General features: G+C 64.5%; 26 protein-coding genes. 17 read left to right on the top strand and 9 right to left on the bottom strand.

Annotation, left to right across the window (positions count from 1 at the left end):
• Nucleotides 1-119: 119 nt before the first annotated feature.
• Nucleotides 120-1403, top strand: a complete 1284-nt coding sequence (locus KFE19_15640; GenBank protein QUO37761.1) for a cation:proton antiporter — start codon at nt 120-122, stop codon at nt 1401-1403.
• On the opposite strand, the gene KFE19_15635 is transcribed toward KFE19_15640, so the two are convergent.
• Nucleotides 1309-2274: a membrane dipeptidase gene (locus KFE19_15635; protein ID QUO37760.1), complete on the bottom strand. Its 966-nt coding sequence runs from the start codon at nt 2272-2274 to the stop codon at nt 1309-1311. The two genes, KFE19_15640 and KFE19_15635, sit on opposite strands and share 95 nt — an antisense overlap.
• 176 nt (nt 2275-2450) lie before the next feature.
• On the opposite strand from KFE19_15635, the gene KFE19_15630 reads away from it, so the two are divergent.
• From KFE19_15630 to KFE19_15595, 8 genes are all read left to right on the top strand, one after another.
• Nucleotides 2451-2816: a DNA-binding protein gene (locus KFE19_15630; protein QUO37759.1), complete on the top strand. Its 366-nt coding sequence runs from the start codon at nt 2451-2453 to the stop codon at nt 2814-2816.
• A 3-nt stretch (nt 2817-2819) separates the two neighbouring features.
• On the top strand, nt 2820-4184 hold the full coding sequence (gene ffh, locus KFE19_15625; GenBank protein ID QUO37758.1) for a signal recognition particle protein: 1365 nt from the start codon (nt 2820-2822) through the stop codon (nt 4182-4184).
• Between the two features lie 78 nt (nt 4185-4262).
• Nucleotides 4263-4505, top strand: coding sequence for a 30S ribosomal protein S16 (gene rpsP / locus KFE19_15620; protein ID QUO39658.1), 243 nt, complete (start codon nt 4263-4265; stop codon nt 4503-4505).
• A gap of 15 nt (nt 4506-4520) precedes the next feature.
• A complete protein-coding gene (locus tag KFE19_15615; protein QUO37757.1) occupies nt 4521-4751 on the top strand; it encodes a KH domain-containing protein in 231 nt (76 codons plus the stop codon).
• Between the two features lie 196 nt (nt 4752-4947).
• Nucleotides 4948-6069, top strand: a complete 1122-nt coding sequence (gene ytvI, locus KFE19_15610) for a sporulation integral membrane protein YtvI (protein ID QUO37756.1) — start codon at nt 4948-4950, stop codon at nt 6067-6069.
• Nucleotides 6070-6158: 89 nt separating this feature from the next.
• Nucleotides 6159-6665: a 16S rRNA processing protein RimM gene (rimM, locus tag KFE19_15605; GenBank protein QUO37755.1), complete on the top strand. Its 507-nt coding sequence runs from the start codon at nt 6159-6161 to the stop codon at nt 6663-6665.
• Complete coding sequence (trmD, locus tag KFE19_15600; protein QUO37754.1) at nt 6655-7434, top strand: tRNA (guanosine(37)-N1)-methyltransferase TrmD; 780 nt, start codon at nt 6655-6657, stop codon at nt 7432-7434. Before rimM ends, trmD begins: the two co-directional genes overlap by 11 nt.
• A gap of 211 nt (nt 7435-7645) precedes the next feature.
• A complete protein-coding gene (locus KFE19_15595) occupies nt 7646-8653 on the top strand; it encodes a 6-phosphofructokinase (GenBank protein QUO37753.1) in 1008 nt (335 codons plus the stop codon).
• A 59-nt stretch (nt 8654-8712) separates the two neighbouring features.
• Here KFE19_15595 and dpaL read toward each other — a convergent pair whose 3' ends face one another.
• Complete coding sequence (gene dpaL, locus KFE19_15590; GenBank protein QUO39657.1) at nt 8713-9927, bottom strand: diaminopropionate ammonia-lyase; 1215 nt, start codon at nt 9925-9927, stop codon at nt 8713-8715.
• Between the two features lie 221 nt (nt 9928-10148).
• Here dpaL and KFE19_15585 point away from each other — a divergent pair, with 221 nt between their 5' ends.
• From KFE19_15585 to KFE19_15555, 7 genes are all read left to right on the top strand, one after another.
• The gene (locus KFE19_15585; protein QUO37752.1) at nt 10149-12404 is read left to right on the top strand and encodes a copper-translocating P-type ATPase; all 2256 of its coding nucleotides are present in this window, start codon (nt 10149-10151) and stop codon (nt 12402-12404) included.
• Nucleotides 12405-12436: 32 nt separating this feature from the next.
• Entirely contained in the window at nt 12437-12754 is a 318-nt protein-coding gene (locus KFE19_15580; GenBank protein QUO37751.1) for a metal-sensing transcriptional repressor, read from the top strand.
• A gap of 47 nt (nt 12755-12801) precedes the next feature.
• Complete coding sequence (locus KFE19_15575) at nt 12802-12996, top strand: heavy-metal-associated domain-containing protein (protein QUO37750.1); 195 nt, start codon at nt 12802-12804, stop codon at nt 12994-12996.
• 314 nt (nt 12997-13310) lie between these two features.
• Nucleotides 13311-14345, top strand: coding sequence for a G5 domain-containing protein (locus tag KFE19_15570; GenBank protein QUO37749.1), 1035 nt, complete (start codon nt 13311-13313; stop codon nt 14343-14345).
• A 135-nt stretch (nt 14346-14480) separates the two neighbouring features.
• Entirely contained in the window at nt 14481-15341 is an 861-nt protein-coding gene (gene rsmA / locus KFE19_15565; GenBank protein ID QUO37748.1) for a ribosomal RNA small subunit methyltransferase A, read from the top strand.
• 98 nt (nt 15342-15439) lie between these two features.
• Nucleotides 15440-17128, top strand: a complete 1689-nt coding sequence (locus KFE19_15560; protein QUO37747.1) for a phosphoenolpyruvate carboxykinase (ATP) — start codon at nt 15440-15442, stop codon at nt 17126-17128.
• Between the two features lie 75 nt (nt 17129-17203).
• Complete coding sequence (locus tag KFE19_15555; protein ID QUO37746.1) at nt 17204-17698, top strand: hypothetical protein; 495 nt, start codon at nt 17204-17206, stop codon at nt 17696-17698.
• Between the two features lie 52 nt (nt 17699-17750).
• Here KFE19_15555 and KFE19_15550 read toward each other — a convergent pair whose 3' ends face one another.
• Genes KFE19_15550 through KFE19_15540 form a run of 3 tightly spaced genes read right to left on the bottom strand, consistent with a single transcriptional unit; the run spans nt 17751 to nt 19643 of the window.
• Nucleotides 17751-18152 (bottom strand): hypothetical protein, encoded by a 402-nt coding sequence (locus tag KFE19_15550; protein QUO37745.1) that lies wholly within the window; start codon nt 18150-18152, stop codon nt 17751-17753.
• A 9-nt stretch (nt 18153-18161) separates the two neighbouring features.
• Entirely contained in the window at nt 18162-18599 is a 438-nt protein-coding gene (locus tag KFE19_15545) for a hypothetical protein (GenBank protein ID QUO37744.1), read from the bottom strand.
• 18 nt (nt 18600-18617) lie between these two features.
• A complete protein-coding gene (locus KFE19_15540) occupies nt 18618-19643 on the bottom strand; it encodes an aldo/keto reductase (GenBank protein ID QUO37743.1) in 1026 nt (341 codons plus the stop codon).
• A 173-nt stretch (nt 19644-19816) separates the two neighbouring features.
• On the opposite strand from KFE19_15540, the gene KFE19_15535 reads away from it, so the two are divergent.
• On the top strand, nt 19817-20188 hold the full coding sequence (locus tag KFE19_15535) for a LysR family transcriptional regulator (protein ID QUO37742.1): 372 nt from the start codon (nt 19817-19819) through the stop codon (nt 20186-20188).
• A gap of 57 nt (nt 20189-20245) precedes the next feature.
• Here the strand turns inward: KFE19_15535 and KFE19_15530 are convergent, their stop codons facing one another.
• From KFE19_15530 to xdhA, 4 genes are all read right to left on the bottom strand, one after another.
• Nucleotides 20246-20896: a cytidylate kinase-like family protein gene (locus KFE19_15530; GenBank protein QUO37741.1), complete on the bottom strand. Its 651-nt coding sequence runs from the start codon at nt 20894-20896 to the stop codon at nt 20246-20248.
• Nucleotides 20897-20997: 101 nt separating this feature from the next.
• Nucleotides 20998-21507, bottom strand: a complete 510-nt coding sequence (locus tag KFE19_15525) for a (2Fe-2S)-binding protein (protein QUO37740.1) — start codon at nt 21505-21507, stop codon at nt 20998-21000.
• Complete coding sequence (gene xdhB, locus KFE19_15520; protein QUO37739.1) at nt 21507-22388, bottom strand: xanthine dehydrogenase FAD-binding subunit XdhB; 882 nt, start codon at nt 22386-22388, stop codon at nt 21507-21509. The genes KFE19_15525 and xdhB overlap by 1 nt, the downstream gene beginning before the upstream one ends.
• A gap of 15 nt (nt 22389-22403) precedes the next feature.
• Nucleotides 22404-24698 (bottom strand): xanthine dehydrogenase molybdenum-binding subunit XdhA, encoded by a 2295-nt coding sequence (gene xdhA, locus KFE19_15515; protein ID QUO37738.1) that lies wholly within the window; start codon nt 24696-24698, stop codon nt 22404-22406.
• Nucleotides 24699-24780 lie beyond the last annotated feature (82 nt).

Here is a 24780-nt window from a genome sequence, read left to right as displayed (position 1 = left end):
GAAGTTCTCCCGCGGCGGGCCGATGGCCCCCGGAACCGCTTTTGAAAGCTGATGACTTCTGTGATGATTTTCGTCGCAGGAGGCATCGGCTTTTTGCGTCGTAAGGGAGGAAATTTGATATGGTCACATCTCTGGCGCTCATCTTTTTGCTGGGCCTTGCCGCGGCGGCGGTCTGCCGCCGGGCGGGGCTGCCCCGGATCATCGGGATGCTGCTGGCGGGCATCGCCCTGGGCCCCTTTGCCCTGGACGCCCTGGCCCCCAACCTGCTGGCGGTGTCCGCAGACCTGCGGCAGATCGCTCTCATCATCATTCTCCTGAAGGCGGGCCTGTCCCTGGACCTCTCAGAGCTGCGGGCGGTAGGCCGGCCGGCGGCCATGATGTCCTGCGTGCCAGCCTCCTGCGAGATCCTGGCCTTCGTGCTCTTCGCCCCGTCCATCCTGGGCGTGGACCGGGTGGAGGCCGCGGTCATGGGCGCTGTGCTGGGGGCGGTGTCCCCGGCGGTGGTGGTGCCCCGGATGGTGGAGCTGATGGAGGCCCGCCGGGGCACCGGCAAGGGTATCCCCCAGATGATCATGGCGGGGGCCTCCTGCGACGACGTGTTTGTCATCGTGCTGTTCTCCACCTTCCTGGGGATGGCCCAGGGCGGCGCCGCCGACCTGGGTGCTCTGGCAGATATTCCGGTGTCCATCGTTCTGGGCATCATCCTGGGCGCCGGAGCGGGGTGGCTGCTCAGCGCCTTTTTCGAGACCGCCTACGCCCGCCGCAACTATGTCCGCAACAGCATGAAGGTCATCATCGTCCTGGGCGCCGCCTTTTTGCTGATGGCGGTGGAGACCTGGGCAGAGCCCGTCGTCTCCGTCTCCGGACTGCTGGCAGTGGTGGCCATGGCCTGCATGCTGCGAATTCGGTGTCCCCAACCGGTATCCCGGCGGCTGTCGGAAAAGTTCGGCAAGCTGTGGCTGGCGGCGGAGGTGGTGCTGTTCGTGCTGGTGGGCGCCGCCGTGGACGTGCGCTATACCCTCGCCGCCGGTCCCGCCGCCCTGGCCATGATCTTCCTGGCTCTGGCTTTCCGGTCCCTGGGGGTGCTGGCCTGCGTGGCGGGCACGGCGCTGAACCGGCGGGAGCGGCTGTTCTGCGTCATCGCCTACCTGCCCAAGGCCACGGTCCAGGCGGCCATCGGCTCCGTGCCGCTGGCGGCGGGCCTGCCCTGCGGAGCGCTGGTGCTGTCCGTGGCGGTGCTGGCCATTCTGGTGACGGCGCCTTTGGGCGCCCTGGGAATGGACATCGGCGCGCCCCGGCTGCTGACGGTCAGCCCAGAAGCCGCAGGAAGTTCTCCCGGGCGATCAGCGCCCGCTCCCGGGCCGTCAGACCCATCCGCTCCAGACAGTCCAGCAGGTTCCTGACCTGCCCGGCGTCCTCCACCCCCTCCGCCGACTCGTTGCCGGGCCCCATGAAGTGGCAGAAGTCGAAGCCGCAGCCCACGTGCTCCACCCCCATCACCTCGATCATGCGGGCCGCGTGGCGGGCCAGGGTCTCCACGGTCTGTCTCTCCCGGTCGGCGTGGACAAAGCCGTGGTAGCTGTTGAGCCCCACCACGCCGCCCCGGTCCCGGATGGCCCGGAGCTGGTCATCGGTCAGGTTCCGGCGGACATCGCACAGCGCCCGGCAGTTGGAGTGGGAGGCGATCACCGGTCCCTGGGCGGCCTCCAGCAGATCCCAGAAGCTCTTCTCCCCCAGATGGGACACGTCCGGCACCATGCCCAGGCGCTCCATCCGCCCCACCGCCTGCCGTCCCAGGGCCGTGAGGCCCGTGTCCGGCGCCCCGGCCCCTGCGGCCAGGGCGTTGGATTCGTTCCAGGTCAGCATGGCGGTGCGGACGCCCAGGGCGGCCAGGCGGTCCAGGCCGCTCAGGTCCGTGCCCAGGGGCGCCAGGCCCTCCACGCCCAGAAAGACGTAGATCTGCCCGGCGGCGCGGGCCTCTGCCGCCTCCGCCGCGGTGCGGACCAGCCGGACCTCCCCGCACTCCGCCATCTCCTCCCGGGCGCAGGAGAGCATCACCTCCAGCCGCTGGGGCGCCGCCTCCGGCGCGGCCCAGGCGGTGTCCCGCCAGAAGGTCTGGCCCTGACCAATTCCCGTCCAGAGGGACAGCACCAGCCCCTCCACCCCGCCCCGGCGGAGCCGGGCCAGATGATACCGCTCCAGCACGCGGCTCTCCCCCGCAAGGCGCCGGCAGGTCACGTCGTACAAAAGATCCGAATGGGCGTCAAATACCATGGTCTCCCCTCCTGTTCCGCTCCATTCTATGCCGCCTCTGCCCTGCCCGCAAGATTTTTTCAGGCGGGCAGAATTTTTTTGGATTTTTCCCCACTTTCCCCTTGACTTTTCTGCCGGTTTCCTGTAAACTGATTGTCGTTGTAAAGCGGTATAACTTTACAGAAGGAGGCGGTCCCATGAAAAATCAGACCTACCGCATGACCATGCTCTTTGATTTTTACGGGGAACTGCTGACCGAACGGCAGAAGGAGTTCTTCGACCTCTATTACAATGAGGACCTGTCCCTGGCCGAGATCGCGGAAAACGCCGGCATCTCCCGTCAGGGCGTCCGGGACGTGATCGTCCGGGCGGAGGGCATCATGCAGGAGGTGGAGGACAAAACCGGCCTCATCCGCCGGTTTGAGGCCCAGCGGGCCCATCTGGACGCCATCGCCGCCGCGGCGGCGGAGATCCGCACCATCAACTACCGCCAGTACGAGGACCAGCGGCTGTCGGAGCTGACGGATCAGATCCTGGAACAGACCAGTGCGTTGAAGGAGTAACCCATGGCATTTGAGGGACTGACCGAAAAACTGAATGCCACGTTCAAGCGCCTGCGGGGCAAGGGCCGCCTGACGGAAAACGACGTCCGGGAGGCCATGCGGGAGGTCCGCCTGGCCCTGCTGGAGGCCGACGTCAGCTACAAGGTGGTCAAGGAGTTCGTCTCCACCGTCACCGAGCGGGCCGTGGGCTCCGATGTGCTGGACAGCCTGACCCCCGCCCAGCAGGTGGTGAAGATCGTCAACGAGGAGCTGACGAACCTCATGGGCGGCGGCACCGCCCGGCTGGCCTCCGCCAATAACGGTCCCACCGTTGTGATGATGGCGGGCCTCCAGGGCGCCGGCAAGACCACCACCACCGCCAAGCTGGCGGGTTTATTGCGGCGGCAGAACGGCAAGCGGCCCTTGCTGGCCGCCTGCGACGTGTACCGGCCCGCCGCCATCGAGCAGCTCAAGGTCGTGGGCGGACAGCTGGACCTGCCCGTCTTTGAGGAGGGCCAGGGAGACCCGGTACAAATCGCGCAGGACGCCCTGCGCCACGCCCGGGACCACGGCAACGACATCGTCTTTCTGGATACCGCCGGCCGTCTCCACGTGGACGAGGAGCTGATGGACGAGCTCAAGCGGATGAAGGCCGCTGTCCATCCCAATGAGATTTTGCTGGTGGTGGACGCCATGACCGGCCAGGACGCCGTCAACGCGGCCGCCGCCTTCGACGAGGCGCTGGGCATCGACGGCGTGGTCCTCACCAAGCTGGACGGCGACGCCCGGGGCGGCGCGGCCCTCTCCATCCGGGCCTCCACCGGCAAGCCCATCAAATTCGTGGGCACCGGCGAGAAGCTGGACATGATTGAGCCCTTCCACCCCGACCGGATGGCCTCCCGGATCCTGGGCATGGGCGATATGCTCTCCTTCATCGAGAAGGCCCAGCAGAACTACGACGAAAAGCAGGCCGCCAAGCTGGAGGAAAAGCTCCGCAAGAACCGCTTCACCCTTCAGGACTACTACGAGCAGCTCCAGCAGCTGCGGGGCATGGGCGACCTGAGCCAGATCGCCGGGATGCTGCCCGGGGGCCTGGGCAAACAGCTCTCCGGCGCCAGCATCGACGAAAAGCAGATGGCCCACACCGAGGCCATCATCCTCTCCATGACTCCCCTGGAGCGGGAAAATCCCCAGATCCTCAACGCCAGCCGCAAGCGGCGTATCGCCGCCGGCTGCGGGCTCCAGGTGGTGGATGTGAACCGCCTGCTCAAGCAGTTCGAGATGATGCAGCAGCTGACCAAGCAGCTGTCCAAGGGCGGCCGGTTCCCCGGGATGCCGGGGCTTGGCAGCCGGATGCACGGCTTCGGCCGGAAGAAGCGGTTGAAATAACAGCGGTCCCCTTTGATACGGATATAAGTGCTCTCGCATTTATAGATACAAAAACTTTTTTACATTTCGGAGGTAACAATCATGGTTAAGATCAGACTGCGCCGCCTGGGCGCCAAGAAGGCTCCTTTCTATCGTGTCGTCGTCGCCGACTCCCGCTTCCCCCGGGACGGCCGCTTCATCGAGGAGATCGGCACCTACAACCCCTGCGTCTCCCCCGCTGAGATCAAGATCGACACCGAGCGGGCTCAGGCCTGGATCAAGTCCGGCGCTCAGCCCACCGACACCGTCAGAGCTCTGCTGAAAAAAGTAGAGGTCCTCTGATCCGGAGGGCGGATCATGAAAGACTTGCTGCTCTATATCGCCAAAAACCTGGTCGACGATCCCGACGCCGTCTCCGTTACGGAGGTCCAGGGCGCGCAGGAACTGACGTTGGAGCTGCGCGTCGCCCCTGACGACATGGGCAAGGTCATCGGCCGGCAGGGCCGCATCGCCAAGGAGATCCGGACGGTGATCCGGTCTTACGCCCAGCGCACCGGCGTAAAGGTTTCCGTGGATATCGTGGACTGAACCAATCTGTCCGGCCCGTTTTCGTCTCAGCCGGACGCGGAAGGAGGGCGCCCCAGGCACCCTCCTTTTCTCACTTTTCCCTGCCGCAGCCGGACCGCACACGCCTCTCCTCCCCTTCCGGCGCGCCCACCAGTTTCCTCCATTACCTGCGGCGAGAGGATCGTTTTTTGAGATCCCCGCCGGATCGGAGGCCCCATTGTCTACTGAAAGAAAGAAAAAATTCATTGTGGATGTCCTGTATCTGGCGCTGATCCTGGCACTGGGCTACCTTTTGCTGCAGTATGCGCTGCCGCTGCTGACGCCCTTTGCCCTGGCGTTCGTCATCGCCTATCTGCTGCGGCGGCCCATCGTGTTTCTGTCCCGGACGCTCCATGCGCCAAAGGGGCTGACGGCGGTGCTGCTGGTGGTGCTCACCTACGGGATCATCGGCCTGCTGCTGACCCTGGCGGGTATTCGGATCGGCATTGCCGTCACCTCCCTGGTCCAGCAGATCCCCTCTCTGTATACCTCCTACATCCTCCCGGAGCTGACCGATATGTTCACCTGGCTGGAGGACCTCTTTGCCCGGCTGGACCCCTCCCTGCGCTCGGCGCTGGAGGAGCTGCAGGCCCAGCTGATGGATGTGCTGTGGCAGCTGGTCTCCGGCCTTTCGGTGCTGGTGATGGGCGGCGTGTCCGCAGCCACCTCCCTGGCCGCCTCCCTGCCGGGCTTTTTGATCCGGCTGCTGCTGATGGTGATTTCCACCTTCTTCATCGCCGTGGACTATGACAGGATCGTGGGATTCTGCCTGGGCTGCCTTCAAAGCAGCACCCGGCGGGTGGTCCTCCAGATCAAGTCCTATGTGGTGGGCACGCTGTTTGTGTGCATCCGCTCCTACGCCCTCATCATGTGCATCACGTTTTTGGAGCTGTCCGTCGGCCTGAGCCTCATCGGCGTGGAGCGGGCCATGCTGGTGGCTCTGCTGATCGCCATTTTCGACATTCTCCCCGTGCTGGGCACCGGCGGCATCATGATCCCCTGGGTGATCCTCTCGGCGCTGCAGGGGAACTTCTCCCGGGCGCTGGCGCTGCTGGTGGTGTATGTGGTCATCACTGTCATCCGCAACATCATCGAGCCCAGGATCGTGGGCAAGCAGATCGGCCTGCATCCGGTGCTGACGCTGATGAGCATGTTTGTGGGCACCCATCTTTTCGGCGTGACGGGCCTGTTCGGCCTGCCGATCCTTCTGTCCCTGCTCCGCTACCTCAACGACACGGGGACCATCTCTCTGTTCCCCGTTTTCGCCGAGGCGGACGCCGCCGGGGATGAGGCTCCCTAGGAAGCGCGCAGGCGGGGCGGTTCGCCCCGCCTGCCGTTGCCTTCCGGGCGCCGCCGCTCCGGCCTCCACCTTTTGTAAAGGAGTATCCCATGAAACTGGAAATCATCAACGTCGGCCGCATCGTCGGCGCCCACGGTATCCGGGGCGAGGTCCGGGTCCAGCCCCGGGACGGGGACCCGGCCTTTCTCACGCAGTTTTCCACCTTCCTGCTGAAGGGCCAGCCCGTCTCCCCCACCGCCAACCACGTCCACAAGAGCCTGGTGCTGATGAAGTTCCCCGGTGTGGACGACATGAACGCCGCTCTGGACCTGCGGGACCAGGACCTGTATATCCGCCGCGCCGACGCCCACCTGCCTGACGGCGAGTGCTTCGACGACGAGTTGCTGGGCATGACCGTCTGCGACGCCGCCACCGGCGAAGCGCTGGGCGAGCTGGTGCGGGTGGACCCCTACCCCGCCCACAAGGTCTACACGGTCCGTGGGACCCGGGAATACCTGATCCCGGCGGTGAAGGGGGCCTTCATCCAGTCGGTGGATCTGGAGCAAAACCGCATGGAGGTCCATGTGTGGGAGGGGATGGCGTCCGATGAGAATTGATATCCTGACCCTCTTCCCCGACTCCGTGGACGCCATGCTGAACGTCAGCATCCTGGGCCGGGCCCAGGAGCGGGGCCACATCGCCATCCAGTCCCACCAGATCCGTGCGTATACCACCAACAAGCAGATGCAGGTGGACGACTACCCCTACGGCGGCGGTCGGGGCGCCGTCATGCAGGCGGACCCCCTGTACCGCTGCTGGGACCACGTGGTCACCACCTACGGTCCCGGCCGGACCATTTTCATGTCCCCCTGCGGCCGGACCTTCACCCAGGCGGTGGCCCGGGAGCTGAAAGAGCGCTACGACCACCTGATCCTGGTGTGCGGCCACTACGAGGGCGTGGACCAGCGGTTTTTGGACGAGTGCGTGGACGAGGAGATCTCCATGGGCGACTTCGTCCTCACCGGCGGGGAGATCCCCGCCATGGCAGTGTGCGACGCCGTGTGCCGCATGGTGCCCGGCGTCCTGCCGGACGAGGAGTGCTTCCAGGAGGAGTCCCACTGGAACGGCCTGCTGGAGTACCCCCAGTACTCCCGCCCCGCCGTGTGGCACGACCGGGCGGTGCCGGAGATCCTGCTCTCCGGGGACCACGGCAAGGTGGCTGCCTGGCGGAAGAAGGAGAGCTACAAGCGCACCATGGCCCGGCGGCCGGACCTGTTCGCCCGGTTTGACGAGAGCCAGCTGACCACCAAGGCGGAGCGGAATATCCTGGCCGAGGCCAAGGCGGAATTTGCCGCGGAGCAGGAAGCAGCGCCGGAAGAGGTCTGATTCCCCCTCTTCCCATCCAAATATTTAAAGAGGCGGAGCCCAATGCTCCGCCTCTTTTTTGTACTAAAATTATTTACAAATATTTAATCGTTTTCTATTAAATTTTCCATATCTTTTCATAAGTTATTGACAGAGAAGCAAAAGAACGCTATCATCAGGGAAAAAGCGCCCCGCGCCGCGGGGCACTCAAGGGATAAAAGGAGGACTCTCCATGGATCAGCAACTCCATCGGATCGGAATATTGACCAGCGGTGGCGATGCCCCCGGCATGAACGCCGCCGTCCGGGCCGTGGTGCGGACGGCCCTGGACCAGGGCATCAGCTGCGTGGGCATCCGGCGGGGCTGGAACGGCCTGATTGCCAGCGACTTCGTGCCCCTGGACGCTTCCAGCGTCAGTCATATCATCGACAAGGGCGGCACCATGCTCTACACCGCCCGCAGCCAGGAGTTCATGACGGAAGAGGGCCGGGACAAGGCCCTGGCCACCTGCAAGCTGCTGGGGCTGGACGCCATCGTGGCTGTGGGCGGCGACGGCACCTTCCGGGGGGCCCTGGCCCTGAGCCGCCAGGCCGCCGCCAGAGGGTACGGCAGCCTCCGGGTGGCCGGCATCCCCGCCACCATCGACAACGACATCGGCTGCTCCCACTACACCATCGGCTTCGACACCGCCTGCAACACCGCCGTGGAGTGCATCGACAAGCTGCGGGACACCATGCAGTCCCACGAGCGCTGCTCTGTGGTGGAGGTCATGGGCCGCCATGCAGGACATCTGGCGCTGTATGTGGGCATCGCCGTGGGCGCCACCGCCGTGCTGATCCCGGAGCGGCCCGTGGACTTTGACGCGGACATCGTGGAGAAGATCCGCCGGGCCCGGCTGGCCGGCACCACCCATTACATGGTGGTGGTGGCGGAGGGCGCCGGCAGCGCCGCCGAGATCGGCGCGCGCATCCACGAGGAGCTGGGTCTGGACCCCCGGGTGACCGTGCTGGGCCACATCCAGCGGGGCGGCTCCCCCACCGTCCGGGACCGGGAGACCGCCAGCCGCATGGGCTACGAGGCGGTGATGGCCCTGGCAGCCGGCAAGGGCAACTGCGTCATCGCCACCAAGGACGGCCGGATCGTGGATCTGGACATGGAGGAAGCCCTCCAGATGAAAAAGCCCTTCCCCATGGAGCGCTACCAGGTCCTGGAGGCCCTGACCCTCAGCGGCAGCCGCTGACAGCGCCATACATAATAAAAAAGGAAGGCCGCGTATGCGGCCTTCCTTTTTTGCGTTCATCAGACGGTGGGATACTCGCCGTCCCACAGTACCTTGCGGAACTTCATGGGGTCGGTGTTGCCCTCGGTGGAGAACAGCAGCACCTGGCTGAACCGGTCCAGGCCCAGGTGATCCCGCAGGTCCTTGTACTCGTCGGTCTCCATGATGGCAGCCAGCAGACCCATGCCCACGGCGCCGGACTCGCCGGAGATGACGGTGGGATCGCCCTTGACAGGCACGCCCAGCATCCGCATGCCCCGGGCGCTGACCCAGTCGGGGCAGGAGACGAAGGCGGAGACGTGGTTGCGCAGGATGTCCCAGGAGAGGATGTTGGGCTCGCCGCAGGCGAGGCCCGCCATGATGGTCTGCAGATCGCCGTCTACGATGCGGGGCTCGCCGTCGCCGGCCAGAGCGCCCTGGTACAGGCAGTCCGCCGCCCGGGCCTCCACCACCACGAACTTGGGGGGATCATTGGGGAACAGGTTGGTGAAGAAGCCCACCACGGCGCCGGCCAGAGAGCCCACGCCCGCCTGGACGAACACGTGGGTGGGGCGGTTGATGCCCATCTGCCGCAGCTGATCGGCGGCCTCGCCGGCCATGGTGCCGTAGCCCTGCATGATCCAGGAGGGGATCTCCTCGTAGCCCTCCCAGGCGGTGTCCTGCACCACCACGCCGTGCTTAGTCTCGGCGGCCTCGGCGGCAGCCATGCGGACGCAGTCGTCGTAGTTGACCTCCTCGATGGTCACCTGGGCGCCTTCCTTGGCGATGTTGTCATAGCGGGGCTTGCTGCTGCCCTTGGGCATGTGGACTACAGCCTTCTGGCCCAGCCGGTGCGCAGCCCAGGCAACGCCACGGCCGTGGTTGCCGTCGGTGGCGGTGAAGAAGGTGGCGTGGCCGAACTCCCGGCGGAAAGCCTCGCTGGTGAGATAGTCATAGGTCATCTCGCTGACGTCCCGGCCCATCTCCTTGGCGATGTAGCGGGCCATGGCGAAGGAGCCGCCCAGCACCTTGAAGGCATTGAGGCCGAAGCGGAAGGACTCGTCCTTCACGAACAGGCCGCCCAGGCCCAGATACTTGGCCATGCCGTCCAGCCGGGCCAGGGGCGTGATGGAGTACTGGGGGAAGCTGCTGTGGAAGAAGCGGGCCTTGGCCACATTGGCCAGAGACATCAGCTCCAGGTTCTTGTCCTCGCTCTTGGGCATGCGGTTGGCGGTCCATTTGATCTGCTCTTTCATCGTCATCACCTGCATACAAAAATTTTTAGCCAGAAAAACTTTTTGTTTGATTTCTTAAGGCCATCATACCACAGTTCCCTTGGAAGTCAAGGGCTTTCGGGAATTTTTCCCGATGGGAGGAGAAGATTTTTCCCGGGGCTTGACAAATACCCCCCAGGGGTATATACTGCGTCTCAGATAAAATACCCCCCAGGGGTATTCCCTGGAGATTGGAGGTCCCCATGCGGGAAGAGCGCTATGACATCAGCGGCATGCACTGCGCGGCGTGCAGCGCCTCGGTGGAGCGGGTGACCCGGAAGCTGCCCGGCGTGGAGCGCAGCGATGTGAACCTGACCACCGGCGTCATGACCATCTGCTACGATGAAACGCAGGTGACGCCGGAGCAGATCGTGGCCAAGGTGGAGAAGGCCGGCTTCGGCGCCGCCCTGAAGCCGGAGCGGCGGGCGGAGGCGGCGGCCGCGGCCCCTGCCAAAGAAAGCAGCGAGGAGGCGGAGCTGAAGCGGCGGAAAACGGAGCTAATCGTCTCCGCTGTGCTGTCCGCGGCGCTGCTGTACGTGTCCATGGGTCAGATGCTGCCCTTTGGCCTGCCGGCCCTGCCCCTGCCGGACATCGTGTCCATGCACACCCACGGCGTCAACTTCGCCCTGGTGCAGCTGCTGCTGGCAGTGCCGGTGCTCTACTGCGGCCGGCGGTTTTTCACGGGCGGCTTCAAGGCGCTGTTCCACGGCAATCCCAACATGGACTCCCTGGTGGCCATCGGCTCCGCCTGCTCCTTTGTGTACAGCGTGGTGATGACCTTCCTGATCTCCGACAATCCCGGGCAGGTCCACAACCTCTATTACGAGTCCGCCGCCGTGGTGCTGACCCTGGTGTCCCTGGGCAAATTCCTGGAGAGCCGGAACATGCAGAAAACCAAGGGCGCTATCACCGCCCTCATGCGCCTGGCGCCGGACACCGCCATCCTGGCGGACACGGGCCGGGAGGTGCCCACCTCCTCCCTCCAGGTGGGCGACGTGGTGCTGGTGAAGCCCGGCGCCCGGATCCCCGCCGATGGCGCCGTCACCGGCGGCGAGAGCAGCGTCAACGAGGCCATGCTGACCGGCGAGAGCCTGCCGGTGGAAAAGGGAACCGGCAGCGAGGTCATCGGCGGCAGCGTCAACCTCAACGGCGCGCTGTATGTGAAAGTCACCCGCACCGGCGAGGACTCCACCCTTGCCCGGATCATCCGCTTCGTGGAGGACGCCCAGGGCCGTAAGGCCCCCATCTCCAAGGTGGCGGACCGGGTGGCCGGGGTGTTCGTGCCGGTGGTCATGTCCATCGCACTGATCGCCGCCGTGGTCTGGGCCATCGCCGGGCAGGAGCTGCCCTTCGTACTGCGGGTGTTCACCTCCGTGCTGGTGATCGCCTGCCCCTGCGCGTTGGGTCTGGCCACGCCCACCGCCATCATGGTGGGCACGGGACTGGGCGCCAAACACGGCATCCTGATCCGCTCCGGCGAGATCCTGGAGATCACCCACAGCGTGGACACGGTGGTGCTGGACAAGACCGGCACCGTCACCGAGGGTACCCCCGCCGTGACGGAGGTGGTGCCGCTGGGCGGCGCGGAGGCGGAGCTGCTGGAGGTGGCCGCGGCGGTGGAGGCCGTCAGCGCCCACCCGCTGGCCGCCGCCATCACCGCCTACGCCCGGGAGAACGGCTTCGTACCGTCCGTCCGTCCGGAGGACTTTGAGAACCTCTCCGGCCGGGGCCTCCGGGCCCGGCTGGACGGCGCGGAGGTCCTGGCGGGCAACCGCCGCCTCCTGGAGGAGGGCGGCGTGGACGTCTCCGCCCTCGCGGAGCAGGCGGACCGCCTGGCCGCCCAGGGCCAGACCCCCATGTACTTCGCCCGGGACGGACGGCTGCTGGGCCTGATCTCCGTGGCGGACCCGGTGAAGGACACCAGCGCCGCCGCCATTGCCAAGATGAAAGAACTGGGCATCCGCACCGTGCTCCTCACCGGCGACAACCGGGCCGCCGCTGACCACATCGGCGCCCTGGTGGGCGTGGACGAGGTGATTGCCGAGGTGCTGCCGGAGGAGAAGGCCGGAGTGGTGGAGCGGCTCCAGGCCCAGGGCCGCACGGTGATGATGGTGGGCGACGGCATCAACGACGCCCCTGCCCTCACTGCCGCCACCGTGGGCTGCGCCATCGGCAGCGGCAGCGACATCGCCATCGAGTCCGCTGATATCGTGCTGATGCGCTCGGACCTCCAGGACGTGCCCCGGGCCCTGCGGCTGAGCCGTCTGACCCTGCGGGACATCAAGGAGAACCTGTTCTGGGCCTTCTGCTACAACACCGTCGGCATCCCCATCGCGGCGGGGCTGCTGGTCCCCTTCGGCGGCCCCCTGCTCTCCCCCATGTTTGCCGGAGCGGCCATGAGCCTCAGCTCTGTCTGCGTGGTGGGCAACGCCCTGCGGCTGGGCCGGGCCAAGCTGTGACGCCGCACCTTGGAGAAAAAAGGAGGTTCACTATGGAACATGAGATCACCGCCCCGGCGGAGGAGTGCCTCTGCCGCCACAAGCACCGCCAGCAGGCGGAATACGACGCCCTGATCCGGCGCCTGAACCGCATCGAGGGCCAGGTCCGGGGCGTCCGGGGCATGGTGGAGAAGGACGCCTACTGCGTGGACATCCTCACCCAGGTGTCCGCCATCCAGTCCGCCCTCAACGCCTTCTCCCGGGAGCTGCTCAGCAGCCACATCCACACCTGCGTGGTGCAGGACATCCAGTCCGGCAAGCTGGAGGTGGTGGACGAGCTGGTGACCACCATCCAGCGCATGATGCGCTGAGCCGCGTTTCACCGTCATTCATTTATTTGATATAGGAGGAATTTCAAATGACTGTCATTTCCGTCCCCGACATGATGTGCGAGAACTGCGTCAAGCGCATCACCAACGCCCTGACCGCCGCCGGCCTGAAGTTCCAGGTGAGCCTGGAGACCAAGACCGTCACCATCGACGGCTGCGACAACTGCGTCAAGACCGCCCTGAGCGAACTGGAGGACCTGGGCTTCACCCCCACCGTGGCCTGACCCGGTCCCTCCTGCCGCCCCGACAGAGTCGGGGCGGCTTTTTTCGTTTCCAGGTGTTATTTTTTTGTTACACTTTTGTATTTTTGTGGAAATCGTTTTTGAGAAGGAATTGTCGAAAAAGTGTCCGAGGTGGGAGACATAACATCTGTTTCCCGGCAAAAACTTGACAAGAGTGGGAGTTGGGTGTATACTAACCCCAGTTTTCCAAACGGTAACAAAAGTTACAAAATGTTTTTTCTCTGAGAGAGCCTTGTATGGGCTCTCCTCATTTGGGAAAAAATGAGAGAGAGGAAGACCATTCAGGAGGTAACACTTTGAACAGAACAAACCTGCTCAAAAAACTGCATCACCTCAAGCGGCGCTATGGCCTGCCCCTGTTTGTGGCGGCCACGGTGGTGAGCGTCAGCTGGATCACCATGGATCACGCCAACGCTCTGTATATTCTCACCGGCGCCGAGGACTCCGCCATCATTCTCGATGACGCGTCCTCCCAGGTCAGGGAGATCTCCTCCCAGCTGGTCTACTTGTCCAGCGGGCAGGAGGGTTACGATCTGACCCTGACCTCCAAGCAGACGGTGGTGGTCCGCCACAACGGCGAGGTCCTCACCACCCAGGCCCGAAGCGAGACCGTCTCCAAGCTGCTCAGCCGTCTTCACATCACCCCCGGCCCCCTGGAAATGGTGGCCGTGGATGTGTCCGGGGATCAGGTGGAGGTCACCGTGGGCTCCGAACTGACCTACTACGAGGAGGTCACGGAGGATGTGCCCTACGAGACCATCCGGGTGGCCAACCCCTCCATGAAGGAGGGCACGGAACAGGTGGTCCAGGAAGGCGCCAACGGCGTGCGCACCTCCATCTATGAGATCGTCTGGTCCAACGGCCAGGAGCTGTCCCGCCAGTTCGTGGAGGAGCTGGACAGCACTGTGGTCAATGAGATCATAGAGTACGGCACCGCCTCTGAGACTGCTGTCAACGTCAATGAGGGCATCGCCAGCGTGGCAAAAAATGCCGACGGCAGCGGTACCCTGACCCTGACGGACGGCACCGTCCTCTCCTTCTCCGGCGTCAAGTCCATGACCGCCACCGCCTACACCGCCGGACACGGCGGAGCGGACTACACCACCGCTACCGGCACCTTCGTGCGGGTGGGCACCGTGGCCGTGGACAAGAGCGTGATCCCGCTGGGTACCCGGATGTATATCGTCTCCAACGACGGCTCGGTGGTCTACGGCCTGGCCGTGGCCGAGGACACCGGCGTCCGGGGCAACATCGTGGATCTGTACTACGAAACCTATCAGGAGTGCATCAACTTCGGTCGGCGGGGCTGTACCGTCTATATCCTGGAGTGATCCTCCCCGATGCAGTTTTCTCCCCGGCAGCTTTGGCTGCCGGGGAGTTTTTCTGTCCGCGGCGCTATGCAACCGGCTCCGTTTCTGGTATACTGTACTCAAACAGTCAACTTTGCGGAAAGGCGGAACCTCACCATGAACCTCTGTGACCGCGACGAGATCCGGGCCCTGCTGGGCCGCCACGGATTTCATTTCTCCAAATCCATGGGCCAGAACTTCCTCATCGACCCGGCGGTGCCCGCCGCCATCGCGGAGGCCTCCGGCGCGGACGGGAGCTGCGGCGTGCTGGAGATCGGCCCCGGCATCGGACCCCTGACGGCGGAGCTGGCCCAGCGGGCCGGAAAGGTGGTGGCCGTGGAGCTGGACCGGACGCTGCTGCCAGTGCTGGCGGAGACTATGGCCCCCTTCCCCAACGTGGAGATCGTGCCGGGCGACGTGCTGAAACTGGACCTCAATGCCCTGGCGGCGGAGAAGTTCGCCGGCCTGACCCCCATGGTCTGCGCCAATCTGCCCTATAACATCACCACGCCGGTGCTGGAAAAGCTGGCACTGACAGACTGCTTCCGCGCCGTCACCGTCATGATCCAGCGGGAAGTGGCCCAGCGGCTGTGCGCGTCCCAGGGCTCCGGCCAGGGCGGCGCCTTCTCCTTGTTCCTCCAATACCGGATGGAGACGGAGTACCTCTTTGACGTACCGCCGGAGAAATTCCTGCCGCCGCCCAAGGTGACCTCCGCCGTCATGCGCTGTGTCCGCCGGGACCAGCCCGCCGTGACCGTGGCCGACGAGGACTTCTTCTTCCGCTGCGTCCGGGGCGGCTTCCTGCTGCGGCGCAAGACCCTGGCCAACTCTCTCTCCTCCGCCCTGCCCGGCATCAGCCGCCAGCAGGTCCAGCAGGCCCTGGCGGAGTGCGGCCTTCCCGCCGACGTCCGCGGCGAGCGGCTGACTTTGGAGGAATTTGCACGTCTATCGGAGATTTTGTCAAAATTTTTGATATAATCACGAAAGCAATCGTTTTTTTGCTTGCATTTTTAGGAAATCCGCTGTATAGTAAGTTTTAACTATCGAATTTCCAAACCTTAGAAGGAGGAGTTGTTATGTCTACCAAAGCCTATTATCCCAGAACCGAGATCGGCCCCGGCAAGGTGGGGTTCTCCAAGACCCGCTCCATCATCGAGGCCCCCTTCTACGGCAACAACGTCATCAAGGTCAACACCCTGCGTGAGGCCTATGAGCTGGCAAAGAACTCCCCCGGCACCGTGGTCACCGACATGCCCGTCTACCGGGGCGAGGAATTCGGCCTGGAGCCGGACGCCAAGGTCCTGCTGTTCAACGACGGCTCCATCACCGGCCGGTACGCCCCTGCCCGTCGGATCACCGGCAAGGAGGGTGTCATTACCGCCGCGCTGGACAAGATCCTCATGGACGCGGTCTACGACACCCGCTGGAAGACCATGTACCACGCCCAGGTCTACATCGGCCTGGACCCGGAGTTCATGGTGAAAGCCCACCTGCTGATCCCCGAGGGGGAGGAGAACCTGCTGTACAACTGGATGCTGAACTTCCAGTACATGTCCGATCAGTACACCAAGATGTACAAGGCCTCCAAGCCCATCGGCGACGGCAAGGAGCCCGACGTGTACATCTTCTCCGATCCCCAGTGGACCGGCGCCCCGGGCCAGGAGGCCGTGTGCGACCCCAAGTGCCTGTGCTACTTCAACACCGATACCAACTGCGCCGCCATTCTGGGCATGCGCTACTTCGGCGAGCACAAGAAGGGTACGCTAACGCTAGCCTGGGCCATCGCCAACCGCAACGGCTACGCCTCCTGCCACGGCGGCCAGAAGGAGTACACCCTGGACAACGGCAGCAAGTACGTGGCGGCGGTGTTCGGCCTCAGCGGCTCCGGCAAGTCCACCCTGACCCACGCCAAGCACGACGGTAAGTACCCCTCCATCAAGGTCCTCCACGACGACGCCTTCATCATCAACACCGATACCTGCGCCTCCATCGCCCTGGAGCCCACCTATTTCGATAAGACCTCCGACTATCCCGTGGACGCGCCGGACAACAAGTATCTGCTGACGGTGCAGAACTGTTCCGCCACCCTGGATGAGGACGGCAAGGTCGTCTGCGTCACCGAGGACATCCGCAACGGCAACGGCCGGGCCATCAAGTCCAAGCTGTGGTCCCCCAACCGGGTGGATAAGATCGACTCCCCGGTCAATGCCATCTTCTGGATCATGAAGGATCCCACCATCCCCCCCATCGTCAAGCTCAAGGGCGCCTCCCTGGCCTCCGTCATGGGCGCGACGCTGGCCACCAAGCGCTCCAGCGCCGAGCGGCTGAAGGAGGGCGTGGACCCCAACGCCCTGGTGGTGGAGCCCTACGCCAACCCCTTCCGCACCTATCCCCTGGCCAACGACTATGAGAAGTTCAAGAAGCTGGTGGCGGAGAAGAACGTGGCCTGCTACATCATCAACACCGGCGACTTCATGGGCAAGAAGGTCCAGAAGGAGGACACTCTGGGGATCCTGGAGGCCGTGGTGGAAGGCAAGGCCCAGTTCAAACCCTGGGGCCCCTTCGAGGATATCGAGATCCTGGAGTGGGAGGGCTTTGTGCCGGACCTCAGCGACAAGGACTATGTGGCCCAGCTGAAGGCCCGGATGCAGGACCGGCTGAACTATGTCACCGGTCTGGAGAGCGCCGAGGGCGGCTTCAACAAGCTCCCTGCCGACGCCGCCGACGCCATCCGCAAGGTGGTGGACGAGGCCAACAGCCTGTAATTCAAACGCCCGCCCCGAGCGCTGCGCGCTCAGGGCGGGCGTTGTGCATACTTTGGACGAAAGAGGGGATCGCCCATGGAATTTCTGAAACGGCCGATCTGGCGGGTACCGCTGGTGCTGTGCGCCACCGGGCTGCTGTGCCGCCTGATCACCTACCTTTACAGCTTCGTTTCCGTGCGGATTCAGATGGCACAGGGACCGGACCCTGTCACCGGCGCGTACAGCATCTCCTCCGGGCACGCCACGGTGGTCCTCAGCGCAGTTGCCTTCCTCCTCTTCTGGGCCGCCGGGTGGAAATTTGTCCGAGGCCTGACCCGGAAGCAGATCTTTCTCTCCGCCACCATCATGGTGGTATGGCTGGGCGTCCTGCTGGCCTGGGAGCAGCTGAGCCAGGCCGCGGGCGGGTACTCCATGTGGGTCTACCGGCTCTATGCCACCCAGGAAGCCGTGACCTGGGCCGTGCAGCTGCTGGTGCGGATCTTCGGTTCGGTCTCCGTACCCGTGGTGCTCCCCTCCATCCTCACGCCCTACTGCTATCTGCTTCTGGGCCGGAAAGAGCCCGCCTCATGAACGAAAAGAGCCGCTCCGGCTTGCGGAGCGGCTCTTTCTGTTCTTTAGGGCTTCAAGCCCCGGCGGCGGTCCGCCGGGCGTCCAGGGCCTGCTCCATCTCCTGGATCAACCGGGCGTGGAACCAGCAGGCGGTGTAGCACACCGTCAGCACCACGTCGAAATCGAACCAGGCCACCAGGCACTCGGTCCCGGCCTCCAGGGTCTCCTCCGCCGCCACCTTCTCCAGGCGGTCGGTCCGGGCCGCGCCAAAGAAAAAACCCGGGCCGGCGCTCTCGCCGGTGTCCAGTCTCCCCGTGCCCCGGAGGAGGCACCCGATGCGGCCCCGGGTATCCCGGCGCTGCCCCGGAGCCAGGGTCTCAAATTCCAGGTCAAAGCAGCTTTGCAGCACCTGGTCCGCCCGCTGGGGCATCCAGGGAAAGCAGCCGCTTGAGGCAAATACAGACGCTTCTTCCATGGCCGCTCCTCACACCCGGTCGGGGAACTTGGCGCAGAGCCGGTCCAGCTCGTCGATCAGTTCCGACAGCTGCTGCCGGGTGAGGACGCACTCGATCTCGGCGGTGTCCTCCCCGTCCATGGTGTTGGGCAGGAAGAAGCGGACCCAGGTCCGGAAGGCGTCCTCTCCCTCCGCCCGGAGGTCCAGGGAGAAAAAGGGCTCCACGAAGTCGCTCTCATAGGCGGTCTTGATGCCCGCCCGGACCACCTTCAGCCCGGCGGTCATCTCCCGCAGCTCGTAGGTCAGCAGACAGCTGTTGGAGTCCTTGCGGATGTCGCCGTCCTCGGTCCAGGTGCAGCGCAGCACCAGCCAGTTGCGGTCGTCACTGTCGGGGGCGCCGCCGTCGGCGGGCATCTCATAGTTGAATACCTCCAGCTTCAAACTGGAGTCCTGATTTTGAAACAGCATGGGGGCTCCTTTCGCGGGTCAGTCGTTGTGGTGGACGGCGTAGAATTCGTCGTAGTCCTTCAGCATCTTCTGCAGCAGGGCCGGGGTGTCCAGCCCGTAGGGGCAGCGGGACTTGCAGGCGTCGCAGTGGATGCAGTTCTCAATTTGGTGCATCTTGGCGTGCCACTCATCGCTCATGTAGGGCTGATAGGGAGAGCGGCGCAGCAGGGCGCTCATCCGGGCGGCCTGGGGGATGTCGATGCCGGCGGCGCAGGGCAGGCAGTAGCCGCAGGAGCGGCAGAAGTCCCCGGCCAGCTCCTGCCGGTCCTTGTCGATGACTGCCTGGAGCTCCGGCGTCAGGGCCGGGGGATCGGCGGCCAGAGCCAGCCACTGGTCCAGCTCCTCCTCCCTCTGGATACCCCAGATGGGCACCACGGTGGGATACTGCTCCATGAAGGCGAAGCAGGCGGCGGCGTTGTTCAGCAGGCCGCCGGAGAGGCCCTTCATGGCGATGAAGCCCATGTCCGCCGCCTTGCACTGCTCCACCAGCTCCAGATCCTGGGGCGCCGCCAGGTAGCAGAAGGGAAATTGCAGCGTCTCAAAATTGCCGGAGGCGATGGCCTCCCGGGCCACGCCCAAGCGGTGGTTGGTGATGCCGATGTGGCGGATGTAGCCCTTCTGCTTGGCCTCCAGCACCACGGAAAAGACGCCGTCGGGGTCGTTGATGTCCGGCAGAACGGCGGGATTGTGAAACTGGAACAGGTCGATGTAATCCGTGCGGAGGCTCCGCAGGCTCTGCTCAATGTGGGCTCGGACCGTTTTCTTATCTTTTCCGGCACTCTTGGTGGAGATCACCACCTGGTCCCGGATGCCGTTCAGGGCCTCGCCCAGCTTTTCCTCGCTGTCGGTGTACATATTGGCGGTGTCGAAGTAGTTGATGCCGCCATCCACGGCCCGGCGGACCAGCTTCACCGCGTCCGCCTTGGGGATCCGCTGGATGGGCAGGGCGCCGAAGGCTGTCTTGGTGACGTACAGCTCCGTGCGGCCCAGTCTGACTTTTTTCATGGTTCTCTCCTCTCTCCGCCGCCGGGCGGCGGTGTTCCCCTCTGGATGCCGCCCTCTCCGGACGGCTGCTTGACAGTTGTTATTCTATCATATTTTTCGGCCTTTGCAAATTGGCCTCCGTGTGATAAGATAAAAAAAGAGCCCGGTCCGGGCGGAGAAAGGGAGGGTATCCCATGGACAAGGACCTGCATCTGAAGCTGACCATCCGCATGTACACCGACGACAACCAGCGCTGCTTCGGCCCCGGCATCGCCACGCTGCTGGAGCGGGTGCGGGTACACAAGTCCCTGCGGGCGGCGGCGGCCTCCATGGAGATGGCCTACTCCAAGGCCTGGCGCATCATCCGCACGGCGGAGGGCGTGTTCGGCTGCAAGCTGCTCTCCTCTACCATCGGCGGCAGTCACGGCGGCGGCGCCGTGCTGACTCCCCAGGCAGAGCGGCTCCTGGCGGCCTATGCGGACTACCAGGCCCAGGTGGAGGCCTTTGCCCAGGAGAAGTTCCGGGAGTCTTTCGCCTTTTACAAGGAACTGGACAAGGATCTGTGACGGCAGAAACGGCCGGCCCTCTTTTGAGGACCGGCCGTTTTTTGTTTTGGGCTGCGCTCAGCCTTGGGTGGGATCCACCTCAGTGGGGCTGGAGATGGGATGCTCCTTATGGGCCACCATAGCCTGGATCAGCTCCACGGTACGGCCGAGACCCAGATAGCTGCTGTTGATGCAGAAGTCGTAGCTGTCCACGGCGCCCCACTTCTGAGAGGAGTAATACTCGTAGTAGGAGGCGCGGCGCTTGTCGGTCTTGATGATCAGCTGGCGGGCCTTCTCCGGCGTCAGGTTCTGACGCTTAGCCACCCGTTCGATCCGGTCCTCCAGAGGCGCGCAGATGAACAGGCTCAGCAGATTGGGATTGTCCGCCAGGGCATAGTCCGCGCTGCGGCCAATGATGACGCAGGGGCCCTGCTCAGCGATGTGGCGGATGGTGTTGAAGGTGGCCAAATACACCTGCTGCTCCAGAGAGTCCCCGGCGCCGGCGCCCGGCAGGGAGAACATATAGGAGTCCATGGCGATGGAGTACAGCAGGCTCTTGGGCCGCTCGTCAAAATTTTCAAAGATCTTCTCGCACAGACCGCTCTTCTTGGCCGCCTCCTGAAGCAGCTCCTTGTCGTAGAAGGGGATGCCCAGCTCCTTGGCCACGCGGATACCCACTTCCTTGCCGCCGCTGCCGAACTGTCTGCCGATGGTGATGATGGTTTTCATAGAGAACCCTCCTCTCTTCAGTTTTATTATAATCCTTTTGGCGGGAGCCGTCAAACAAAAATGGGGAGGCCCCTTCCGGGGGCCTCCCCTGTTGAACCGTTTCAGCTCTGGGGCAGTTCCTTGCCCAGGCGCTTGTACATGGTCTTTTTCACCGCCCGCAGGATGTTCTCATAGCCCGTGCAGCGGCACAGGTGTCCGGAGAGCAGCTTGCGCAGCTCCGCGTCGGTGTACTCCTTCCCGCTCTCCAGGATCTCCCAGGCGGTCAGGATGAAGCCCGGGGTGCAGAAGCCGCACTGGATGGCCGCCTCCTCCACGAAGGCCTGCTGAATGTCGGAGAGCTCGCCGTTGGGCCCCAGAAGGCCCTCCAGGGTGGTGATGTGCTTGCCCTCGGCCCAGACTGCCAGATAGATGCAGGAGTTGAAGGCCTCCCCGTCGATGATGACGGTGCAGGCGCCGCACTCCCCCACCTCGCAGCCCTTCTTCACAGAGGTCATGCGGTAGTCGTTCCGGAGCATATCCGTCAGGCTGGCCCGGACATCCACCGTCCGCTCCACAGCCTTGCCGTTGAGGGTGAAGTGGACCGTCTGATACTGCATCACATGATTTTCCATTACAGCGCACCTCCCGCCCGTTTCACCGCTTCAATAAAGGCCCGCTTGGCGCTCTCCACGGCGATGTGCATCCGGAAGTCTCTGGCGGCGCGCCAGGAATCCCGGGGATTGATGTCCTCCTTCACGGCCTGGCCGAACCGCTCCGCCAGGTCCTCCGAGACCATCTGGCCGGCGGCCAGGGCCTCTGCCGTGGCCGCCCGCAGGGGCACGGGGCCCGCCACGCCGAAGGCCACTCTGGCCCGCTCCACCGTCTTTTTGTCGGCGGAGAGGCGCACGTTGACGGAGGTCCCCAACGTGGCGATGTCCATGGCGTTGCGCATGGCATACTTGATGTAATAGCCGTGGGTATTCTCGTAGCTCTCCCTGGGGATCAGGATGGCGGTCTGGATCTCCCCCTCCCGGATATCCACCTTGCCGGCCTTGATGTAGAAGTCGTGGATGGGCTGGCGGCGGACGCCGTCAGGCCCGGTCAGCTCCACGATGGCGTCATAGGCGTGGAGGGTGGAGGCGGAGTCGGCGGAGGTGACGCCGTTGCAGGTGTTGCCGCCGATGGTACCGATGTTGCGGATCTGGGGGCCGCCCACCTGGTCCACGGCCTCCCCCAGCACCAGCAGGTACTGCTGGATGAGGGGGTCCCGGGTGATGTGGGAGAAGCTGGTGAGCGAGCCGATGCGGATGGTGCCGTCGGCCTCCATGGTCACGCCCCGGAGCTCGTCAAGGCCGTAGATGGAGATCAGCTCCTTGCCGGCCCGCTTGCCCTCCCGCATCTGGACCAGCACGTCGGACCCGCCGGCGATGATCTGGGCCTCGGGATGGGCCAGGCGGAGGGCCACGGCGTCGGCCACAGACTGGGCCTGATATAGTGCTTTCATGTCATACATACGTGGTTCCCTCCCTTATTCTGCAATGAGTCCGGCTTCCTTGAACTTCCGGTACAGCACATGAGGCGTGATGGGGCAGGCGTCGAAGGCAACGCCCGTGGCGTCCAGGATGGCGTTGCGGATGGCCGGCGCCGGCGAGCAGGCCGGCGGCTCGCCCAGGGCCTTGGTGCCGTAGGGGGACGTGGGCTCCGCATTCTCCACGAAGCCCGCCTGGAGCGTGGGGTGGTCCATGAAGGTGGAGAGCTTGTAGTCCAGCAGGTTGTTGTTCAGCGGCTTGCCGGTCTTTTCGTCGAACTTCAGCTCCTCGCTGAGGCCGTACCCGATGCCCATGGACATGCCGCCGTGGACCTGGGCCTCCGCCAGGGCGGGGTTGATGAGACGGCCGCAGTCGTGGACGTTGACGATGTTCAAAAGCTTCACCTTGCACATGGGGATATCCACCTCCACCTCGGCAAGAGAGCAGCCGAAGGAGTAGGCGTTGGACTTGATCTGGGCCGTGGTCTCGGCGGTGATGTGCTGGCTGTGCTCCGTAGAGTACAGGCTCTCGGTGGCCAGGTCTCCCAGGGACTTGAGCACCCGGCCGTCGCTCTTGCGGACGATCTGGCCGTCCACCAGGTCCAGGTTGCTCACCGGCATCCGGGTCTGCTCGTGGGCGATGTCCAGAATCCGCTCCCGCAGGGCCTTGGCAGTCTGGACGATGGAGAAGCCGCCGATGTAGGTCTGCCGGGAGGCATAGGCGCCGGTGCCGTAGGGCGTGATGTCGGTATCCTGGGAGGAGACCACGTGGACGTCGCTCAGGGGCACGCCCACCGCGTCTGCCACCATCTGGGAATAGGCGGTGTCGCAGCCCTGGCCGATCTCCGTCTCGCCGGTCTGGAACTGGAGGGAGCCGTCCTGGTTGAGCACCATGCGGCAGGAGGAGGACTCCAGAGAGATGGGCCAGACAGCGGTGTTATACCAGAACACCGCCATGCCGATGCCCCGGCGGACGGGGCCGGTCTGGTTTTTATACAGTTCATGCTTACGGTGGTAGTCGATGGCCTCCATGCCCTTGTCCAGGCACTGGTTGAAGGTGTCGCTGTACAGCTCGTTCTTGGAGAAGGCGTCAGTGTAGCCCACGGGCATCAGATTCTTCCGGCGGAAGTCCTCCGGCTCCATGCCGATGGCCTTGCAGATATCGTCGATGTGGCTCTCCCCGGCAAACATGGCCTGGGGGATGCCATAACCCCGCATGGCGCCGGCGGCGGGGCGGTTGGTGAACACGCTCCAGCAGTCGCACTCCACATTGTCGCAGGGGTAGAGCTGGGGGAAGGCGCCCATGCCCTTGGCCACCACGCCGTGGCCGTGGGAGGCATAGGCCCCCTGGTTGGAGAAGGCCTCGAACTTCCGGGCCACCAGGGTACCGTCGGGGCGGACGTAAGAGATGATATGGGTGCGGATGGCGTGGCGGACGCGGTTGGAGACGAAGGTCTCCTCCCGGCTGCACTCCAGCTTCACAAGGCGGCCGCCCACCTGGGTGGAGAGCCACGCGCACAGGGGCTCGTACAGCGCGTCCTGCTTGTTGCCGAAGCCGCCGCCGATGTAGGGCTTGATGATGCGGACCTTGCCCCAGGGGATGCCCAGGGCCTGGCCCACCACCCGGCGGACGATGTGGGGGATCTGGGTGGAGGTCACCACCACCACGCGCCCGGCCTCCATATAGGCAAAGCAGCCGTGGTTTTCGATGTGGCAGTGCTGGACGGTGGGGGTATCGTACCAGCCCTCCACCTTGATGAGGCCCGGCTCCTGGCGGGCGGTCTCATAGTCGCCCTTGCGGATGCCGGTGTGGGCCAGGATGTTGTTGGGGTACTTCTCGTGGAGCTGGGGCGCGCCGTCAGCCATGGCCTTCTGCACGTCCAGCACGAAGGGCAGCTCCTCGTACTCCACCTTCAGCGCCCGGACCGCCTGGGCGGCGGCCACCTCGTCCTCGGCCACCACCGCGGCCACCTCGTCGCCGTAATAGCGGACGTGGCGGTTCAGCAGCAGCCGGTCGGCCACATCCTGATGGGCTGGGTCTGTGGACCAGGGATGGCCCGCCGTGGGGAAGGGGATGTCCGGCACGTCAAAGCAGGTGAGGACTTTGACCACGCCCGGAACGGCCTCCGCCGCGGCGGTGTCGATGGACTTCACATAGCCGTGGGCGATGGTGGAGTGACAGATCTTCACTACCAGGGCCTCCCGGCCGCAGAGGTCGTCCATGTACTTGGCGCGCCCGGTGGCCTTTTCATAGGCGTCCACCCGGACGGCGCTTTTGCCGACACTGTTGCTCATAGGGGTTTCCTCCTTTTTCAATGGGAAGTTTCAGCCTGGCCGTTGACTGGGCCGGGCGAAAGCGGATATACTAACACCAGCG

Source organism: Dysosmobacter sp. Marseille-Q4140, from assembly GCA_018228705.1.
Lineage (GTDB): Bacteria > Bacillota > Clostridia > Oscillospirales > Oscillospiraceae > Oscillibacter.
This window is presented reverse-complemented; position numbering and strand designations above follow the sequence as displayed.

What these genes read in the sequence shown, in the direction of transcription:
- KFE19_15640 (QUO37761.1), top strand. Translation starts at nt 120, where the DNA reads ATGGTCACATCTCTGGCGCTCATCTTTTTGCTGGGCCTTGCCGCGGCG.
- KFE19_15635 (QUO37760.1), bottom strand. Translation starts at nt 2,274, where the DNA reads ATGGTATTTGACGCCCATTCGGATCTTTTGTACGACGTGACCTGCCGG.
- KFE19_15630 (QUO37759.1), top strand. Translation starts at nt 2,451, where the DNA reads ATGAAAAATCAGACCTACCGCATGACCATGCTCTTTGATTTTTACGGG.
- ffh (QUO37758.1), top strand. Translation starts at nt 2,820, where the DNA reads ATGGCATTTGAGGGACTGACCGAAAAACTGAATGCCACGTTCAAGCGC.
- KFE19_15615 (QUO37757.1), top strand. Translation starts at nt 4,521, where the DNA reads ATGAAAGACTTGCTGCTCTATATCGCCAAAAACCTGGTCGACGATCCC.
- rimM (QUO37755.1), top strand. Translation starts at nt 6,159, where the DNA reads ATGAAACTGGAAATCATCAACGTCGGCCGCATCGTCGGCGCCCACGGT.
- trmD (QUO37754.1), top strand. Translation starts at nt 6,655, where the DNA reads ATGAGAATTGATATCCTGACCCTCTTCCCCGACTCCGTGGACGCCATG.
- KFE19_15595 (QUO37753.1), top strand. Translation starts at nt 7,646, where the DNA reads ATGGATCAGCAACTCCATCGGATCGGAATATTGACCAGCGGTGGCGAT.
- dpaL (QUO39657.1), bottom strand. Translation starts at nt 9,927, where the DNA reads ATGAAAGAGCAGATCAAATGGACCGCCAACCGCATGCCCAAGAGCGAG.
- KFE19_15585 (QUO37752.1), top strand. Translation starts at nt 10,149, where the DNA reads ATGCGGGAAGAGCGCTATGACATCAGCGGCATGCACTGCGCGGCGTGC.
- KFE19_15580 (QUO37751.1), top strand. Translation starts at nt 12,437, where the DNA reads ATGGAACATGAGATCACCGCCCCGGCGGAGGAGTGCCTCTGCCGCCAC.
- KFE19_15575 (QUO37750.1), top strand. Translation starts at nt 12,802, where the DNA reads ATGACTGTCATTTCCGTCCCCGACATGATGTGCGAGAACTGCGTCAAG.
- rsmA (QUO37748.1), top strand. Translation starts at nt 14,481, where the DNA reads ATGAACCTCTGTGACCGCGACGAGATCCGGGCCCTGCTGGGCCGCCAC.
- KFE19_15560 (QUO37747.1), top strand. Translation starts at nt 15,440, where the DNA reads ATGTCTACCAAAGCCTATTATCCCAGAACCGAGATCGGCCCCGGCAAG.
- KFE19_15555 (QUO37746.1), top strand. Translation starts at nt 17,204, where the DNA reads ATGGAATTTCTGAAACGGCCGATCTGGCGGGTACCGCTGGTGCTGTGC.
- KFE19_15550 (QUO37745.1), bottom strand. Translation starts at nt 18,152, where the DNA reads ATGGAAGAAGCGTCTGTATTTGCCTCAAGCGGCTGCTTTCCCTGGATG.
- KFE19_15545 (QUO37744.1), bottom strand. Translation starts at nt 18,599, where the DNA reads ATGCTGTTTCAAAATCAGGACTCCAGTTTGAAGCTGGAGGTATTCAAC.
- KFE19_15540 (QUO37743.1), bottom strand. Translation starts at nt 19,643, where the DNA reads ATGAAAAAAGTCAGACTGGGCCGCACGGAGCTGTACGTCACCAAGACA.
- KFE19_15535 (QUO37742.1), top strand. Translation starts at nt 19,817, where the DNA reads ATGGACAAGGACCTGCATCTGAAGCTGACCATCCGCATGTACACCGAC.
- KFE19_15530 (QUO37741.1), bottom strand. Translation starts at nt 20,896, where the DNA reads ATGAAAACCATCATCACCATCGGCAGACAGTTCGGCAGCGGCGGCAAG.
- KFE19_15525 (QUO37740.1), bottom strand. Translation starts at nt 21,507, where the DNA reads ATGGAAAATCATGTGATGCAGTATCAGACGGTCCACTTCACCCTCAAC.
- xdhB (QUO37739.1), bottom strand. Translation starts at nt 22,388, where the DNA reads ATGTATGACATGAAAGCACTATATCAGGCCCAGTCTGTGGCCGACGCC.
- xdhA (QUO37738.1), bottom strand. Translation starts at nt 24,698, where the DNA reads ATGAGCAACAGTGTCGGCAAAAGCGCCGTCCGGGTGGACGCCTATGAA.